This window comes from Acinetobacter sp. 5862 (genome assembly GCF_024494585.1).
GTDB lineage: Bacteria > Pseudomonadota > Gammaproteobacteria > Pseudomonadales > Moraxellaceae > Acinetobacter.
The window spans coordinates 43,249-61,003 of sequence record NZ_JANHGP010000011.1; the positions used below are offsets into that span (position 1 = coordinate 43,249).

Here is a 17,755-nt window from a genome sequence, read left to right on the forward strand (position 1 = left end):
TATTGATTATGAAGATTGGTTCGCAAGAATCGTTTGCTTCATTAAATCCACATCAAAATCTTTGGTAATGATCGCTTGGCCTAACTTTTTAAGTAAAACCAAACGTAATTGGCCATTGAGCACTTTTTTATCATGCGACATATAAGCCAAAAATTCGTCAAGTGGAATCTGTGGACATGATATCGGTAAATGGGCACGTAGAATAATTCTTTTTGTACGCTCAACATCTTCAGCAGATATCCAACCTAGACGGTGTGACAAATCTGCCGCCATGACCATACCTGTTGCAACCGCTTCACCATGTAACCATACCCCATAACCTAGATAGGATTCGATTGCATGCCCAAAAGTATGCCCTAAATTTAGAAGTGCACGCTCACCCTGCTCTTTTTCATCATTAGCCACAATTCTAGCTTTATGTGCGCATGAGCGATAGACTGCTTCTGCGAGTAAATTCGCATCACGTGCAACAAGCGCATCCATGTTCTGTTCTAACCATACTAGAAAATCCACATCGCCTAGTAATGCATATTTAATCACTTCAGCCAAACCAGCAGAAAGTTCACGGTCTGGTAAAGTATCAAGCTGTGCCATATCCGCTAATACAACTTGAGGTTGCTGAAACGCACCCAACATGTTTTTACCTAAAGGATGATTGATTCCTGTCTTCCCACCCACACTTGAATCAACTTGAGATAATAATGTAGTTGGTACTTGAATAAAATTCACTCCGCGCTGGAAACAAGCTGATGCAAAACCAGCCATATCACCAATGACTCCACCACCTAATGCAAGCACTGTGCAATCACGATTAAAACCTGATTCCAAAAGCGCATCAAAAATTAAATTCAAATGTTCAATGTCTTTAAATTGCTCACCGTCGGGTAAAATACATTGTGCAATCTGTTTATCTAACTGGCGCAATCCATCAACATAATGTTGCAAATATAATGGTGCGATGGTTGTATTGGAAACCAACATCACTTGTCGACCATGAATATATGGCGCTAGCAAATCTCTGGGATTTAAATTACTTCCAATAAAAATAGGATAGCGACGATCACCCAATTCAACATGTAGTGTTTGCATAAAATTAGACCAACAAGAAAATTACTAAATTTGTTTAGATAAAATAAGCTGTAGAATTTTTTGCGCTAAGTCTCGCGCTGCACCCTGATTTGTTTCAACAATGAAATGTGCAACCTCACGATAAAGTGGATCTCGCACAGTTAACAAATCTCTTAATTTCTTTTCTGGGTTTTCTACTTGCAACAATGGACGATTCTTATCGCGATGAGTTCGCTGTAGCTGAAGCTCTACAGGAGTATATAGATAAACAACGATACCTCGCTGTTTTAAAAACTTTCGATTTTCCGATTGTGTTACCGCACCACCACCAGTCGCCAAAACAAGGGCAGAACGTGCCGTTAGGTCATTTAACACATTAGTTTCACGTGCTCGAAAACCAGATTCACCCTCTTTTTCAAAAATCCAAGGGATTGTAGCACCTGTTTTACGCTCAATTTCATGATCACTATCAATGAATTCACGTCCCAACAATTCTGCTAAATGTCGACCAACTGTTGTTTTGCCTGCCCCCATTGGCCCTACCAAATAAATATTTGGTAGGGTTTCAAACGCTTTGCCTTGCAACGCGCCACCTATATTAATTGCGATTATTCAAAATATATTAATGATTTCTCGTCAAAGTGTCATTAACAATTCTTGGTGTCACAAAAATAAGTAGTTCACGTTTATTTTCAGTTTTCGAATCACGACGGAATAATTTGCCCATGAAAGGTAAATCACCTAAAAATGGCACCTTGGTTTGTTTGTTTAGATTTTCTTGTTCAAAAATACCACCCAATACCACCGTTTCACCATTATTAACCAAGACATTAGTATTCACCATGTTTTTATTAAAATAGAATTGTCCTTGAGGGGTTACACCAGCAATACTATCTTTCTTAATATCAAGATTCATTTGAACCTTTCCATCTGGTGTAATACTCGGCGTTACATCTAAACTTAATACCACATCTTTAAATTCGATTTTCGGCGTTGCATTTGCCCCAGTACCCGTTGAGGATGAAAAAGGAACTTGAGTACCTGACTCAATTTTTGCAGTTTGTTTATCCGCAGTCATAACTTTAGGCGTTGAAATGACTTCACCATAACCATCCGCCTGAACCGCAGACAGTTCTAGATCCAGCATAAAATCTGACAAACTGATTAAACCAAAAGCAATACGACTCGCACCTACTGCTGTTGCCCCCAAATCAACATTTAGGTTACTTGGACGTTCAATTTCATATTTCCACCCCCCTGTATCACTATCTTTAGTAGGCTTTCTTAAGTTCCATAAAGTAGTATTACTACCACCTACTAACAAATCATTATTACTAGTAATACCTTGCGATAGAATACCCCATTTAACACCCATTTCTTTCGTAAAATCGGTACTTGCACTGACAATACGTGCCTCAATCATTACCTGCTTAACCGACACGTCCAATAAATCAACCATTTTACGAATTTGATCAATTTTCTGCGAAGTATCATTGATAATGACAGTATTGGTACGCGGATCAGTTGATACTGTACCACGTGGACTTAACAGACCACCTGCCAAAGTATCGTTATTCGCCACACCTGATGAATTGTTGTTATTGCTACTATTTTTACCTTGCGTAATCAGTTTTTCAATATCAGCCGCTTTTGCATAGCTCAAGCGAATATATTCAGTTTGAAGAGGTGCCAATTTAACACTTTGTGCAATCGCCTTAGCTTCTTCTTCTTCTGCCTTAATTAACTCAGAAACAGGTGCAATCCAGATCACATTTCCATTACGACGTTTATCTAAATTCTTGGTCTTAAGAACAATATCTAAAGCTTGATCCCAAGGTACATCTTTCAGACGTAAAGTAATATTGCCTTGAACCGTATCGGCTGCGACCATATTTATACTAGTGAAATCTGCCAGTAACTGCAGAACTCGACGTACTTCGATATCCTGAAAGTCTAAGGATATTTTATTTCCAGTATAGACTTGGGCTTTAGCTTTCGGAGAAGATTTATCTTCTGGACGCTTAAGACTAATCGTTAATTTATTTTCCGCTTGGTAAGCCATATATTCATAACTACCAGCAGATTGAATGGTGATCACACCATTTCCTTTGTCATTGTAGGCGTCAACACTTGCAACAGGGGTTGCAAAATCGTTGGTATTTAAACGACGAGCTAAATGCGTTGGAATTTTATTTCCCATCGTTCTAATAACAATTTTACTACCTTGCTGCTGCACATCGACAGGTGTGTTACTTCCCAACAGGTCAATAACAACCAACCCCTCGCCATCCTTACCGCGCTGGAAACCAATATTTGATACACCTTGCTGTGGTTGTCTGACAACCGTAGCATTACGAACAGCGTTTACTGGTTGAACTGCATTTATTTTAAGAATAAACGTGTTCCCTTCAACACGTGTCGTAAATGCTCCTGCCTCTTTTAAATTGACCACTAAACGTGAACGTTGATCATCTGCTGCAAGGTCTATAGATGATGCTTCAGCAGTTGATACAGGGATCGATTTTTGTTTTAGATTTTGTTGTGCCTTATCAAAATCTAAAATCAATCTTGAGGGTTGCTCTAATTGATATGCCTGTGGTTGTGGTGGCAGACCATCAAACATCACACGGATTTCTGTACCTTGGTCAGCCAAACTCATTGGAACAATATTCGTCATACTCACCTGTGCAGATGCAACTTGCATAATTGCAATTGCGACTGCACCCATTGAAAATTGACGGAATGCATGGCTCATAGTCTTGACTTCCCCAAATAAAGAATTTTTAAACTGTTTTTTCATTGTTATTCCCTTAATCCTAAGATATTGGCCCAATTAAAACGAGCGTCCGTGGTCTTTCAACATAACCCTCTCGCCCATCTGGCACAATCTCCACTAAATCAATTTGAGTCGGGTTGATCTTAATGATTCGCCCTTGGTTCATACCCAAATAACTACCAACCTGTACACGCTCAATCTGACCATCTGGTGTTTGAATCAAGGCGATCGTGTCATTATGCTTACCACGCATACTACCTTTCATATTCAAGGCCTCAAGAGCATAACTCTCTAAAGGTTGTGACTGCCGGTTAAGGTTAGGATAAACACGCTTACCTGCCATAATTTTTAATTCAGCAGCTAATGAACTTGGCATAAACGGACTTTTCAACTGGTGCGATGCGTAATTAAATAATGGTACTGGAGCAAATACAGGAGCAGGTTCGATAGGTAACGGTTGTTGATTACGAATATCAGCCATCTGTTGATTTACAGCATCAATACGAGAATCACAACCAACCAAGCTAATTGTAATAAATAGAGCAGATATTATTTTATAATTATTCATCAGTGCTGCCCTCCTTGAACTGCTGGAGTTGTCGTTGTAGCTGGTTGAGTCATAGATTCTTTCTCAACTTGCTCTTCAGGACTAATATAACGATATGTTTTTGCTTTAATTGAGTAGTTTACGACAGGAATGTCTGAAGCCTTTAACGAATCTGCTTTTCCAGCTTCAACAACAAAATCATGCAACGTTACGATGCGCGGCAATGCAGCAATCCCTGTAACAAAAGCACCAAAGGCGTGATAATCACCTGTAGCTTCGATACTAATTGGCTGCTCAATAAAAAACTCTTGCTTTACTTCATTTTCTAAGCGGATATTTTTAAACTTTAATCCAGAGTTCACACCAGTTAAATTAATATCTTCAACTAAACTTGGAATTTCAGTTTCTTTCGGTAGTTGTTCTAATTGTTGATTGAAATTTGCTTCCATTTCTTGTAATTGAGCTTGATATTGCTGCAAATTACGTAATTTAGAATCTTTTTCTTTAAATTCATTTAATAAATTTTGCTCTTGTGCTTGCGCGCTGGTTATATTGTCAAGTTGTTTTTTAATGACAATAAAATATCCTAGAGCAATAACTGCTAGAAAAACGAAAATCCAACAAGTGATTTTTACAGATAGAGGCCACCCCCCATAATTATTCATATCCAACGTATTAAACTGTTGGAAAAATTGCTCGAACGTCATCTTCTTTTTCTTTACAACAGCGACTTCCTGATTTAAATCATCCGATTTTTCTAAGTTCATTTTGTCACCCCTGCTGTCCCTGATGCTGCTGCTTCTAAAGTTGAGTCAGCTTCAGCTGTTGTCCCTATCTCCCCCAAATCGACAGTAACCAGAAAACTACCATAATTTTCTTCGATTCGAGGAACTAAAGAGCTTGTTGTTTTATCTTTTTTATCATCTGCCGCCAAGAAAGAATTCATAAACGCGTTACGATACCAAGGTGAAGCTTCTAGATTTCTCAAAAGCTCAGCAACGGTATTTGGACTTTCTGCTTTACCCTCAATGGTAAATTTATCACCTGTACGGGTAAATTTTGTCAAATACATTGTAGGTGGTGTTACTCGCACTAGCTCATCAACCAAACGCACTGTAATAGGACGCTGTCCTTGTAAGCCTTGAATCAACTTCATACGCTCAATGATTGCATTGCGTTGTTCTTGCAAACCATCTAATGACTTAAGTTGAGTATCTAAATTTTGATTAGTACTTACAATTAGCTGATTTGCCTGCTCCTGATCATTCAGTTTATGGTCAAAGTACATCCACCCAGAAAAAACTGATACTACGCCTAATGCTGCTACCCCAGCACAAAATGCAACGAACTGTTTCTTTTTTAGTTCTCTTAGCTCATCACGCCAAGGGAGTAAGTTAATCTTTGCCATTAATCAAAACTCCTCAATGCTAAACCACATGCAACCATCAATGAGGAAGCATCATTTTCAATTTTTTTAATATCAATCTGCGGAGAAAAGCCCATTTGTAAGAATGGATTAGCAATGGTGACGCGATAACCTAGTTTTTGTTGTAACAACTTGGCTAAACCAGGAATATTAGCATTACCACCTGCCAATAAAATATGGTCAATCTCATTGAACTGTGATGATGAAAAGAAAAACTGAAGTGAGCGAGCTGCCTGTTGAACTACGGCATCTAAAAAGGGTTCGAGCACTTCCGTATCATAGTCGTCAGGCAGTGTTCTTTCTTTTTTCGCACGCCCAGCCTCTTCAAAAGACAAACCGTAACGACTCTGAACATCCTGGGTTAGTTGTCGACCACCAAATACCTGTTCACGTGTATAGATAATTTTACCTTTCTGCATGACAGATAAGGTGGTCATAGTATGACCAATATCTAAAATACCAACTGTGTTTGCACCGATTGGCAAAGTATCTGCGAATACACTGAAAGCACGTTCCATGGCATAACTTTCAACATCAGCAATTTTTGCAGATAAATTAGCCAGCTCAAGAACTTCTACACGTGTGTCAACATTTTCTGTACGCGTTGCCACTAACAATACATTTACACGATTTGGGTTTGCTAATTTGTCAGATAAGACTTCAAAATCTAGACTTACTTCATCCAATGGGAACGGAATGTATTGCTCAGCATCCATACGAATTTGAACTTCTCGTTCATCGGCTGTCATATCTGCATCCATTTCAATGATTTTATTAATCACCATTGAAGTTGGCACAGCTATAGCCACATTCGTTGTATGCGGATTAGCAAGGTTAACGACTCTTTCAAGCGCGTCACCAACTGCTTCTGGATTGATGATGCTTTTTTCTACGACACTGTTTTCAGGCAGTGGCATCACAGCATAGCTTTCAACCCAATATCTACCGTTCTTTACAGAGAGCTCCAATAACTTAACAGTTGTCGAACTAATATCGACACCCACTAACCCCTTATTTGGTTTACGATATAACCTGAGCACAGTACATTCCTATTTATTTTTTTATCCCCAAAAATACAACTCACTAATTTGTTTTGGTCTTTAATTGATACGGATACAATATCTCATCTAACAATCCGTAAGGCTAAAGGATATACTGACCATAATTAGTTTGCCATTCGCTCTTATTAAAACTTACTTATTATGAAAAAGCTATCCAGTTCTGGTATTGTTCGTCCATTTTTTTTGATGCTTATTATTATATTAGTCTCACTTCCAATGGGATTTTATGGCATGTATCTCTATCTAGCACCCTCTTTGCCTGATATGAGTTCATTAAAAAAGGCACCTTTACTGAAACCATTGCAAGTTTACACGGCAGATAATAAGTTAATTGCAGAATATGGCGGCAAACTTTCCATTCCAGTGAAATACGAACAGATTCCACCAGCGTTTATCCATGCATTTCTAGCAGCGGAAGATTCGTCATTTTTTGAACATAATGGGATTAGTTTTAAGGGCTTGGGGCGAGCACTAACAGAATCTATTACAGGGTCAGATGTACAAACTGGTGGTTCAACCATTACCATGCAGGTAGCAAAAAACTATTATTTGAGTCCAGAACGAACACTTAAACGCAAACTAACTGAAGTTTTTCTCGCTCGCAAAATCGAGCAAAATCTCACCAAACAAGAAATTCTAAGCTCATACGTCAATAAGATCTTCTTAGGCAAAAATGCTTACGGAATTGCTGCAGCTGCACAAATCTATTACAACAAAAATATTAATCAACTTACCATTGCGCAAATGGCAATGATTGCAGGATTACCGAAAGCACCATCAAAATACAACCCTGTCGTCAATCCTGAACGCGCGCTTGAACGCCGGAATTGGATTTTAGGGCGTATGCTACAACTTGGCTATATTAATCAGAGTCAATATCAAAAAGCTGTTGCTGAGCCAATCAACCTGAATATGATTGATCGCTCGGTCAGTAATGTTTTCCCGTACGTTGGCGAAATGGTTCGTTCAGAATTGGTTGAAAACTTTGGCGAGCAAGCAATTGATTCAGGATATAAGGTATATACGACGATTGATAGTAACCGTCAACGTTACGCTGAAGAATCAATTCAAGACGGTTTAGAAGCCTATGATCGCCGCCATGGTTGGCGTGGACCAGAAGCACATGACAAACCTCTTAACCAGTTTGTCCCATATGCAAATACCTATCCAGCACAAGTCATAAAAGTGAATAACAATTCTTTTGATGCTTTGATGCAAGATGGCTCAACAGTTACGGTAAATTGGGCAGGAATGTCTTGGGTTCGCCCTTATCGGAATGCGAACAGTGTAGGCGGGGCTATGTCGAATGCTTCACAAATCGTTAAAGTGAAAGATATTATTCGATTACGCCCCAATGAAAACAAAACCGTTTGGTCTTTAGTACAGGTTCCTAAAGTTCAAGGTCAATTGATTGCCTTAAATCCAAATGATGGCTCCATAGAAGCTGTTGTTGGCGGCTATAGTTTTTATCAATCGAAGTTTAACCGTGCGTTACAAGGGTGGAGACAACCAGGTTCAACTATTAAACCATTTGTTTATGCATTGGCACTTGAACGTGGTATGACACCTTATAGCATGGTGAACGATAGCCCCATCAGTATTGGTAAATGGTCTCCAAAAAACTCCGATGGACGCTATCTTGGGATGATCCCCCTGCGCCGTGCGCTCTATTTATCACGAAATACCGTATCGGTCCGACTATTGCAAACTGTGGGAATTGAACGCACACGCCAACTATTTATGGATTTTGGATTACAAGAAGATCAAATTCCTCGTAACTACACAATCGCATTAGGAACACCTCAAGTACTCCCTGTGCAAATGGCTACAGGCTATGCCACTTTTGCAAATGGCGGTTATCGTATTCAGCCCCATTTTATTAAACGAATAGAAGATGCTTCAGGCAAAGTAATTTATGAAGCAAATCCAGAATACGCTTGTATCCCTTGTATTAGTGATCCAAATGCCTATGCAACAGCCGATGCTATTCAAGAGCAAGATGCTGTAAATGAAATCACCAATGAAACTTTAGATGATGTATCTGCCGCATCTGAAACTGTTACATCTAACTCTCAAACAGCCGCAACGACAAATAGTAATTATCGCCAAGCGCAACGCATTTTAAAATCTAGCTCAGCTTATGATATGGCTAATATTTTACGCGATGTGATTCAGCATGGTACGGGACGAGCAGCACTTAAAATCGGTCGTAACGATTTAGGTGGAAAAACAGGAACAACCAATGATGCCAAAGATGCATGGTTTGCAGGTTTTAATGGAAAATTAGTTGCAATCGCCTGGGTTGGTTTTGATCAACCTCGTACACTCGGTCGACGTGAATATGGCGGCGTTGCTGCTTTACCAATTTGGACAAATTTCATGGCGAATTCACTTAAAGATACGCCATCGGCTTGGGTACATTTCGATAAAGACGCGAAAGATCCAATTTCATTCGACAAATTACAACTGGAGAAAAATGAAGGGCAAAAAGAATATCGTGCTTCCCCACCGTTGGCACGCCCACTTTATCGTCCTGCTCCTGTTGCACCAACTCGCTCCGCGCAAACAGACTTCTCAGATTTACCAGATACAGCACCATCTGATGAAGAGCAAATTATTGTTCCAGCGATGGAAACAGCATCACCCCAAAAAGAACATGATGGTATTGAAAATTTAATTAATAATATTGAATAAGTAAATTTAAAAGAAGCCATCAAATTGATGGCTTCTTTCTTTTTTGGAATACATAAATTTGAAAAGCGGCTGTCACTAAGAAATGCTGTTCTTGTTCTAAAATCATTCTTCGTTCAGGATTCGCTTTATAAGCATAAGGTGTCATAGCAATCAAATTTTTTAGCGCTTGTTGATCTAACTCGATTGCACTCTCGACAAGCTGTTGTTGCTGCAATTCAAATTGATCATCTAGCTGTTCTAAAAATTTTTCTGGTTCGTGTAAATTTACTTGCTCAAATAAAGCTTCACGCAACCTATAGAGATGTCGAGGTGCAGGTGTCACCACAATCAGATGACCATTCTCTTGAAGAACACGTGTGATCTCTTCTTGTGGAATTGGACTAAATAAACTAGTACATACGTCGATTGAATGATCCTGTACGGGCAATGTTGCACCCGTCCCAACAACCCAAGTGACTTTGGAGTTGAGTTTTGCAGCTCGTTGTACAGCTGTTTTAGCAATATCCACACCTATACAGTGTTGAGTATGCGCTTGCATCGCACTGGTGTAATAACCTTCACCACAACCAATATCTAAAATAGTTTTCGGCCTGAGCCGCTGCAACAGTTCAACAATCGCCTGCTGTAACGGCTGATAAGCACCTGTTTGCAAAAATTCACGACGAGCCAATACCGACTCTGCAGTATCCCCTGGTGTCTTACTATGCTTATGCTGTACCACATGCAGATTGACATAACCTTGTTTGGCGACATCATAATGATGGCCTTTTTCACAACACCAAGAACGCTCAACCAAATTCAATGATTGGCGACAAACAGGACACATCAATAAATTCATCTATTTTCTCCAAACATAAAAAAAGCTGGTGATCACCAGCTTCTTTTTGAATCATGGTTTAACGCAACTTTAAGGTCATTAAGCCTAACACAACAAGGAAAATGGTAATAATCCAAAAACGAATAACAACCTGTGTTTCCTTCCAACCTTGTTTTTCATAATGATGGTGTAAAGGTGCCATCAAGAAAACGCGCTTATTCCGCATTCGCAATGAACCAATTTGTAAAAATACAGAAACGGCTTCCATTACGAATACCCCCCCCATAATCGCAAAAACGATTTCTTGGCGGACCATAACAGCAATTGTACCTAGCATCGCACCAAGTGCCAAAGCCCCGACATCACCCATGAATACTTGAGCAGGATGCGCATTATACCAAAGGAAAGCCAAACCTGCGCCAACCATGGCTGAACACACCACCACCAGTTCAGAGGTATATTTTACATAGGAAATATGCAAATAATTGGCAAACCGAATATCACCTGATAAATAGGCAAATACACCCAAACCTGCTGCAACCATGACAATTGGCATAATTGCCAATCCATCCAATCCATCCGTCAGATTGACTGCATTTGACGCCCCATTAATCACTAAATAAGTGAAAACAATAAATGCTAAACCAAACGGCACCGCTGAAAGTGGAATGGAGAGATTCTTAAAGAATGGAATCAGCAAATCTAGCATATTTGCAGTATTCATTGGATTATCTTGTTGTTTTGCAATTAGATATAAAGCAATACCAGCACCTAATGATGCCACAGAAGTCCAAAAGAATTTTTTACGTGCAGGTAAACCAGCATTATCTTTATAACGAACTTTAATCCAGTCATCTGCCCAACCAACAGCACCAAAGACCACCATAACACCCAATACAATCCAAACATAAGGGTTTGATAAATCAGCCCATAATAAGGTACTAATACCAATTGAGAGCAGAATTAAGATCCCGCCCATCGTTGGTGTTCCCATCTTCTTCGCATGATTTTCAGGAGCAAATGAGCTTACTGCCTGACCATATTTTAAGGCTTGTAATTTACGGATCATCACAGGCCCTAAAGCCAAGCCAATGGTCAAAGCAGTTAATACACTCAACAAAGAGCGTAATGTTAAATAACGAACCACTTGGAAAGAGCTGTTATAGCCTGCCAATTGTTCAAATAACCATAACAACATTTAAATCTTCTCCATCAAGTCAGCCATCAACGTTTCCATATGGGTATAGCGAGAACCTTTAAATAGGAAACTCATGTGCTGGGGTTGATGTGTCTCTACTAAACTCATTAAAAATGACAAAGCTTGCCCCTGATTCAGAAAAGCTTGTAATTTTTTACCGTATTGTGTGCTTCTTGCACCTTCTTGAGTGGCAGGTGAGAATTCACCCACTGCAATTACAAAATGAATACCTTGCATCGAAACCAAATCTCGGCCCAACAAATAATGTTGTTGCGCTGCTGTACTTCCAAGCTCACCAATATCCCCGATTACCATCACTTTAATGCCCGTTTGTTGAGCAAGAACTTCTGCTGCTGCACGCATTGAAGTTGGATTGGCATTATAAGTATCATCAATGAATAAGTGATTTTGGTGTTGAATAAAATTCAGACGCCCTTTGGCACCCTGTGCTTGTTCTAAGCCTTGTACAATATCATCAAGCGCAATCCCAATTGCCAAGGCAAATGCTGTTGCAGCAGTTGCATTTTGCACATTATGTGCACCTGCAAACGGTAGATCTACTGTACGGATACCCTGTGGAGTATGTAAATTGAATTTTGCTGATTGAGGATGTAATTCAACCTCTGTCGCAAACACATCGCCACCATCACCAAAACTCAACATTGAATGAGCTTGAGCATTTTCACGAATAGTCGCTGTAAAATCATCATCAGCGGGAACAACCGATATTCCGTCAGGCAAAATATGTGCATAAATCTCTGACTTGGCACGACAAATGCCCTCACGGCCACCAAATTCACCCAAGTGCGCTGTACCAATATTCAAAATCCCCGCCACATGTGGCTGCACCAGATTCGAGGTGTAATCAATTTCACCTTGGTGACTGGCACCCAACTCCATCACAGCATATTGATGCTCCTGACGCAGTTCCAGCAACATCATCGGCACACCCAAATCATTATTCAGGTTGCCACGCGTGATCAAGGTTGGTGCTAAACGGGATAAAATACTACCCAACATTTCTTTCGTGGTGGTTTTACCACTACTGCCTGTTAAAGCAATCACTTTCAACTGTGGATTTTGCTGACGGCGATACGCTCCAAGATGCCCTAAAGCCAAACGTGTATCTTTAACGACGAGTTGTGCAATATCTGCATCAATTGGGCGCTCTACGATGGCAATCTCACAACCTTGCGTCGCCACTTGTGCTACAAAATTATGAGCATCAAAGCGCTCACCTTTTAAAGCAAGAAAAACATCTCCAGCTTCAGCATGACGAGAGTCAGTCAAAATACGTTTAATTTCGCTTTGTGGAATCTTATGATTATGCCATTCACCTTGAGTCGCTTGTTGTAATTGCTCTGCTGTCCAAGGTTCTAGTGGAACGGTGCTGGTTGTTGAAGTATGCATACGCTTTATTTACCTTTTAACCTTAGTGTGCAGGATAAGCTGAATCTACAGAATGTGGCTGAGCATTAATCGCAGATTGCACTTCGACTACATCATCAAACCAGTGACGAACGCCATCTACTTCCTGATAGTTTTCATGACCTTTGCCAGCAATCACGACAATATCTCCAGCTTGAGCTTGAGCGACCACAAATTTAATCGCTTCACGGCGATCATGAATTTCATGTACGCTGTGTTCTGCAAAATCAATTCCCTGCTTCATATCAGCAAAAATCTGTTCAGGGTTTTCAGTTCGTGGATTATCTGAGGTGAGAACTACTGGATTAGCATGATCAAGCGCAGCCTGAGTCATTAAAGGACGCTTACCGCGATCGCGATCACCACCGCAGCCAAATACCGCCCATAATTGTCCAGTGACATGACGTTTCAACGTGGTTAACACCTGAATCAATGCATCAGGTGTATGTGCATAATCAACGACAAATAGACGATCCGCATCTTGAATGACTTGCATTCGTCCTGGGGCACCCTTAAGTTGCGGAACAAACTGCACTAAATCAGCAAGCGAAAAACCAGCATATTCTGCTGCAATCAAGCTTGCTAATAAATTTTCTACATTAAAATGTCCAAGCAATGGGCTTTGCACAGCAAATCTACCTGTTGGACTAATCAATGTAAAACTTGCACCACTCAAGCGATATTGCAAATGATCAATATAATAATCCGCAGAAGTTTGAGTCAAAGAATAAGTCAAAACTTTCGGTTTTGATGGATTTTCTTTCGCAGCAGCCAGCATCACGTTTGCATGTGCATCGTCGATGTTAATCACAACGACTTTTAATGTAGTAAATTTAAATAATAGCGCCTTAGCTTCTGCATAAGCCTCTAAAGTACCGTGATAATCCAAATGATCACGACTTAAATTACTATAAACTGCTATCTCAAGATCACAACCATTCAGACGACCTTGCTCCAGACCATGCGAACTCGCCTCAAGTGCAACAAAATTAGCCCCTTGTTTAGCGTAATCATGCAATGCCTGCTGTAAGTGCAGCGCATCTAAAGTGGTGTGGGTTGAGGGGGTCAAGTTTGGCAAGATACCATTGCCTGTTGTCCCCATCACTGCACAGCCTTGCCCTTGCGAACTAATTAACTCTGCAATTAAGCGTGAAATCGTGGTTTTACCATTGGTACCTGTGACTGCAATACCACGTAATGACTCTACAGGATCGACCGCTTCTAAATATTGCTGCTGCCATTCACCCATAAGAAAACGTACTTCAGGGCAAACCCATTCGTTCGCAAGCCCCAAACTTGTTTCACTAATAACCGCCAATGCCCCTGCATTCAGCGCATTTTGTGCAAATTGACGGGTTTTTTCAGGTTGGCTATAACTACTTAAAGCAATAAAAATCTGCCCAACTTCAATCTTACGGCTGTCTAGACAAAAGCCTTGAAAAGGCTGAGTGAACCAAGCCGCATCGATATGAATCGGATATATCTGCTGAAAACTAATCGACATAATCTACCTACGGATTGGATTTTATAGAGGTATCAAGTGGTTTATCTAAAGGTACATTCAGTAATCGTAGCGATTCTTGCATAATTCTCGCAAAAACGGGCGCTGCAACGAGACCACCATAATACCGACCTTGAGGATTTTCAACGACGACAATCATCGCCAGACGAGGATCACTCACTGGAGCAACCCCAGCAAATAAGGCACGATATTCATTACTCGAATAACCTTTGCGGTCAGCTCGTAATTTATGTGCCGTACCTGTTTTACCACCCACACGATAACCAGGAATATTGGCCTGTGTAGCTGTACCACCAGGCATAGTAACCTGCTCAAGCATCAATAGCACTTGATCTGCAATCTTAGAATCAAGAACTTGCTTGCCTTGGGGTGCTTGATCTAATTTTCTTAGACTTAATGGCATTTCCACACCATGGTTTGCGAGCATCGCATAACCTTGTGCAACTTGGAGAATGGTTGCGTTTAAGCCATAACCATACGCCATCGTACCCAACTGAGAGGGGTTCAACTTATCACCCGAATACAACAGCCCTGCGCTCTCGCCTGGGAATTTCACATCAGAACGATGCCCAAAACCGACACGACGGAAGAATGATGGAATCGCATCTTTAGGTAACGATAACGCGAGTTTGGCTGAACCCACGTTAGATGATTTAACAATAATACCTGTCAGGGTTAATGCACCATAGTTGTGTGTATCACGAATGGTATGCCATCCCAACTTCATTGAACCTGGTGAGGTATTCACGATTGTGTTTGGCGTGTATTTGCCACTTTCCAAGGCAGCCGCAACGGTAAATGGTTTCATCGTCGAACCCGGTTCGAACATATCGATTGCACCACGGTTACGCATTGCATCTTTGTTGGCTAAACCATTTTTATCATTTGGGTTATATGACGGCCAACTGGTCATTGCTAAAATTTCACCAGTTTTTACATCTACAGCAATAGCGGTTGCCGAACGAGCATTATTTGCAACACCAGCAGCGGTCAATTCACGATACATAATATATTGCAAACGTGAGTCGATACTGAGTGTGACATTTTCACCTGACTCGACTTCTTTAATCACTTCTGAGACTTTAAGACGATTACCTTTTTTATCCCGAATAATTTTTTGTTCACCATCGACGCCTGACAACTGTTTATTCAGTTGCATTTCTAAACCTTCAACCCCAACACCTTCACTATTGGTTAAACCAATAATTTGTGCATTCGGCTGTGGTTGCGGATAGTAACGCTTATACGTCTTTTCAGCATAAACCCCTTGAAAGTTTCGCTTGGTAATGAGGTCAGCTTGCTGCGGTGGAATTTCTTTTTGTAGTACCAAATAACGTGAGCGTGGACGAGCTTCCATTTGCTTTTTGAGATCAGCACGGTCTACACCAACCGCATCTGCCAACTCATCCAAATTCAAGTTTTTATCAGGTAATTGACGTTTTAATTTTCGGTTATGTGGATCTTTTTTTAATTCGGCTGTGATTTCATCAAATTGCTGTTTCGTTTCCCAATAATCTCTTGGGTCAATCACAATTTTCATGATCGGTGTACTAATCGCTAAAGGCACTCCGTGGCGATCACTAATCACACCACGCATTGCTTCTAGGCGTTCCGTACGCAAAATATTGGCATTCGCTTTATTTTGTAAAAAGTCTTTATTGACCACTTGCACATAAAATGCACGTGCAATCAATACAATAAAGCACAGTAACACCGTGCCCCAAAGCAAATAAAATCGCCACATGTCTAAAGCAAGTGTCGGTCTTTCAGAAATAGACTGCTGTTTTTTTCGTATTGGTTTACTTCGCTTATCTGCCATACAGCATGCCTTATTTGTCTTGCTTTGAAGTCATAGGTAAAGAAATCACAACCGTTTGTGCTGCGGGTGGTGAAAACATCCGCAATTGTGTAACAGCACGAGAGCCAATCTGTGCAGTTGCACCAAACGTTTGTTGTTCAATCAGCAAGCGCCCCCATTCTGCATTCAGATCGTCTCTTTCACGCATATAAGCACTTAAATCACGATAATCATGACGATATTCAAACACTTGAAAGACCACCATCATTGCGCTTGTGAATACCATCGCCATCAGCACAGCATACACTACAACTTTTTTCAGTCCTTTCTTGCTGCTAGATATGATCTCATCATCATTCTTTTTATTCATTATCTGCCTTTCTGCTCTAAACGCTCTGCTACACGTAACCATGCACTACGTGAACGAGGATTTGCTTTTACTTCTGCTTCACTCGCACGAATACGAGACACTTTCTTTAAACGTCGCGTATCAACCTGTGCTTGAGGCATTCCCCAACCATGATCTTCCGCTAAAGTTGATTCTTTTTGAATAAATTGTTTAATCAAACGATCTTCCAAAGAGTGGAAGCTAATCACAGCCAACTGTCCTTGTACTTTCAACAATTCTACAGCTTGCGGTAAAAACGTTTCAATATCATCAAGTTCTTTGTTAATTGCAATACGAATCGCTTGGAAAGTACGCGTTGCAGGATGTTTATGCTTTTCCCACTTTGGATGTGCAACCTTAACAATTTCTGCAAGTTGAGCAGTTGTCGTAATTTCACCTGCCAATTTAATCGCTTTGGCAATACGACGGCTATAACGCTCTTCGCCATATTGGAAAATAATATTGGCTAATTTTTCTTCTTCGATTTCAAGTAACCATTCAGCCGCAGTTAAACCTTGAGAATTATCCATACGCATGTCTAGTGGGCCATCTTGCATAAAGCTAAACCCACGTTCTGCTTGATCAAGTTGCGGTGAAGACACACCCAAATCGGCCATAATGCCGTCAACTTCAGTAATTCCAATATTTGTTAATTCCGCCTGAATATCGGCAAAACTGGCATGAATAATTTTAAACCGCGGATCTTCTTGTTCTAATTGCGCGGCAACTTCAAGTGCCTGAGGATCTTTGTCAAAGGCGTAAACACGTGCATTTTGATCCAATTTGGAAAGTAAGAGCTTGGTATGCCCTCCTCGACCAAACGTTGCATCGACAAAAATACCAGTATCGCGACCTGCCAATACGCCATCAACGGTTTCATGAAGTAAGACAGAAATATGCGACATAACAATAGGATCAATAGCTAAAAATGTAACTGCACATTATCACCTTGTTTTACCCCAGTACCAAATGACTTTTTGTAGAGAATTCTTAACTTTTCATAAATAAAACCGTTTTCTTATCATTTTTTAT

Annotated in this window: 14 protein-coding genes and 1 pseudogene; 1 reads left to right on the forward strand and 14 read right to left on the reverse strand. The window is 40.4% G+C overall.

The window, feature by feature from the left end:
- Nucleotides 1-6: 6 nt before the first annotated feature.
- The 7 genes from aroB to NO346_RS01140 all read right to left on the reverse strand — a co-directional run bounded on the left by aroB (nt 7) and on the right by NO346_RS01140 (nt 6,857).
- On the reverse strand, nt 7-1,089 hold the full coding sequence (aroB, locus tag NO346_RS01110; protein WP_208728048.1) for a 3-dehydroquinate synthase: 1,083 nt from the start codon (nt 1,087-1,089) through the stop codon (nt 7-9).
- A gap of 24 nt (nt 1,090-1,113) precedes the next feature.
- Nucleotides 1,114-1,680, reverse strand: coding sequence for a shikimate kinase AroK (aroK, locus tag NO346_RS01115; protein ID WP_087535970.1), 567 nt, complete (start codon nt 1,678-1,680; stop codon nt 1,114-1,116).
- A 10-nt stretch (nt 1,681-1,690) separates the two neighbouring features.
- Nucleotides 1,691-3,823, reverse strand: a complete 2,133-nt coding sequence (gene pilQ / locus NO346_RS01120) for a type IV pilus secretin PilQ (RefSeq protein ID WP_256413943.1) — start codon at nt 3,821-3,823, stop codon at nt 1,691-1,693.
- Nucleotides 3,824-3,884: 61 nt separating this feature from the next.
- On the reverse strand, nt 3,885-4,412 hold the full coding sequence (locus NO346_RS01125; protein ID WP_087547380.1) for a pilus assembly protein PilP: 528 nt from the start codon (nt 4,410-4,412) through the stop codon (nt 3,885-3,887).
- Nucleotides 4,412-5,158, reverse strand: coding sequence for a type 4a pilus biogenesis protein PilO (locus NO346_RS01130; RefSeq protein ID WP_087547381.1), 747 nt, complete (start codon nt 5,156-5,158; stop codon nt 4,412-4,414). The genes NO346_RS01125 and NO346_RS01130 overlap by 1 nt, the downstream gene beginning before the upstream one ends.
- Nucleotides 5,155-5,799, reverse strand: coding sequence for a PilN domain-containing protein (locus tag NO346_RS01135; RefSeq protein WP_256413944.1), 645 nt, complete (start codon nt 5,797-5,799; stop codon nt 5,155-5,157). Before NO346_RS01135 ends, NO346_RS01130 begins: the two co-directional genes overlap by 4 nt.
- The gene (locus NO346_RS01140) at nt 5,799-6,857 is read right to left on the reverse strand and encodes a pilus assembly protein PilM (protein WP_087547382.1); all 1,059 of its coding nucleotides are present in this window, start codon (nt 6,855-6,857) and stop codon (nt 5,799-5,801) included. The genes NO346_RS01135 and NO346_RS01140 overlap by 1 nt, the downstream gene beginning before the upstream one ends.
- 162 nt (nt 6,858-7,019) lie before the next feature.
- Between NO346_RS01140 and ponA the strand changes: the two genes are divergently transcribed.
- On the forward strand, nt 7,020-9,572 hold the full coding sequence (gene ponA / locus NO346_RS01145) for a penicillin-binding protein PBP1a (RefSeq protein ID WP_256413945.1): 2,553 nt from the start codon (nt 7,020-7,022) through the stop codon (nt 9,570-9,572).
- A gap of 19 nt (nt 9,573-9,591) precedes the next feature.
- Here ponA and NO346_RS01150 read toward each other — a convergent pair whose 3' ends face one another.
- The 7 genes and pseudogenes from NO346_RS01150 to rsmH all read right to left on the reverse strand — a co-directional run bounded on the left by NO346_RS01150 (nt 9,592) and on the right by rsmH (nt 17,628).
- Nucleotides 9,592-10,410, reverse strand: a complete 819-nt coding sequence (locus tag NO346_RS01150; protein ID WP_256413946.1) for a putative RNA methyltransferase — start codon at nt 10,408-10,410, stop codon at nt 9,592-9,594.
- A 58-nt stretch (nt 10,411-10,468) separates the two neighbouring features.
- Nucleotides 10,469-11,587, reverse strand: coding sequence for a phospho-N-acetylmuramoyl-pentapeptide-transferase (mraY, locus tag NO346_RS01155; protein WP_004660135.1), 1,119 nt, complete (start codon nt 11,585-11,587; stop codon nt 10,469-10,471).
- Nucleotides 11,588-12,997 (reverse strand): UDP-N-acetylmuramoyl-tripeptide--D-alanyl-D-alanine ligase, encoded by a 1,410-nt coding sequence (murF, locus tag NO346_RS01160; protein ID WP_256413947.1) that lies wholly within the window; start codon nt 12,995-12,997, stop codon nt 11,588-11,590. It abuts the gene before it with no gap.
- A 22-nt stretch (nt 12,998-13,019) separates the two neighbouring features.
- Entirely contained in the window at nt 13,020-14,519 is a 1,500-nt protein-coding gene (locus tag NO346_RS01165; protein ID WP_256413948.1) for a UDP-N-acetylmuramoyl-L-alanyl-D-glutamate--2,6-diaminopimelate ligase, read from the reverse strand.
- A gap of 3 nt (nt 14,520-14,522) precedes the next feature.
- Nucleotides 14,523-16,356: pseudogene (ftsI, locus tag NO346_RS01170) on the reverse strand (penicillin-binding protein PBP3).
- A gap of 10 nt (nt 16,357-16,366) precedes the next feature.
- Nucleotides 16,367-16,705 carry a cell division protein FtsL gene (locus tag NO346_RS01175; RefSeq protein WP_005156612.1) on the reverse strand — a complete coding sequence of 113 codons (339 nt, stop codon included), beginning with the start codon at nt 16,703-16,705 and terminating at the stop codon, nt 16,367-16,369.
- Complete coding sequence (rsmH, locus tag NO346_RS01180) at nt 16,705-17,628, reverse strand: 16S rRNA (cytosine(1402)-N(4))-methyltransferase RsmH (protein WP_256413949.1); 924 nt, start codon at nt 17,626-17,628, stop codon at nt 16,705-16,707. The genes NO346_RS01175 and rsmH overlap by 1 nt, the downstream gene beginning before the upstream one ends.
- Nucleotides 17,629-17,755: the final 127 nt, after the last annotated feature.

Bases quoted from the DNA above. Each gene is read 5' to 3' on its own strand.
- ponA (WP_256413945.1), top strand. From the start codon at position 7,020: ATGAAAAAGCTATCCAGTTCTGGTATTGTTCGTCCATTTTTTTTGATG.
- NO346_RS01130 (WP_087547381.1), bottom strand. From the start codon at position 5,158: ATGAACTTAGAAAAATCGGATGATTTAAATCAGGAAGTCGCTGTTGTA.
- murF (WP_256413947.1), bottom strand. From the start codon at position 12,997: ATGCATACTTCAACAACCAGCACCGTTCCACTAGAACCTTGGACAGCA.
- rsmH (WP_256413949.1), bottom strand. From the start codon at position 17,628: ATGTCGCATATTTCTGTCTTACTTCATGAAACCGTTGATGGCGTATTG.
- mraY (WP_004660135.1), bottom strand. From the start codon at position 11,587: ATGTTGTTATGGTTATTTGAACAATTGGCAGGCTATAACAGCTCTTTC.
- NO346_RS01165 (WP_256413948.1), bottom strand. From the start codon at position 14,519: ATGTCGATTAGTTTTCAGCAGATATATCCGATTCATATCGATGCGGCT.
- pilQ (WP_256413943.1), bottom strand. From the start codon at position 3,823: ATGAGCCATGCATTCCGTCAATTTTCAATGGGTGCAGTCGCAATTGCA.
- NO346_RS01175 (WP_005156612.1), bottom strand. From the start codon at position 16,705: ATGAATAAAAAGAATGATGATGAGATCATATCTAGCAGCAAGAAAGGA.
- NO346_RS01135 (WP_256413944.1), bottom strand. From the start codon at position 5,799: ATGGCAAAGATTAACTTACTCCCTTGGCGTGATGAGCTAAGAGAACTA.
- aroB (WP_208728048.1), bottom strand. From the start codon at position 1,089: ATGCAAACACTACATGTTGAATTGGGTGATCGTCGCTATCCTATTTTT.
- NO346_RS01125 (WP_087547380.1), bottom strand. From the start codon at position 4,412: ATGAATAATTATAAAATAATATCTGCTCTATTTATTACAATTAGCTTG.
- NO346_RS01150 (WP_256413946.1), bottom strand. From the start codon at position 10,410: ATGAATTTATTGATGTGTCCTGTTTGTCGCCAATCATTGAATTTGGTT.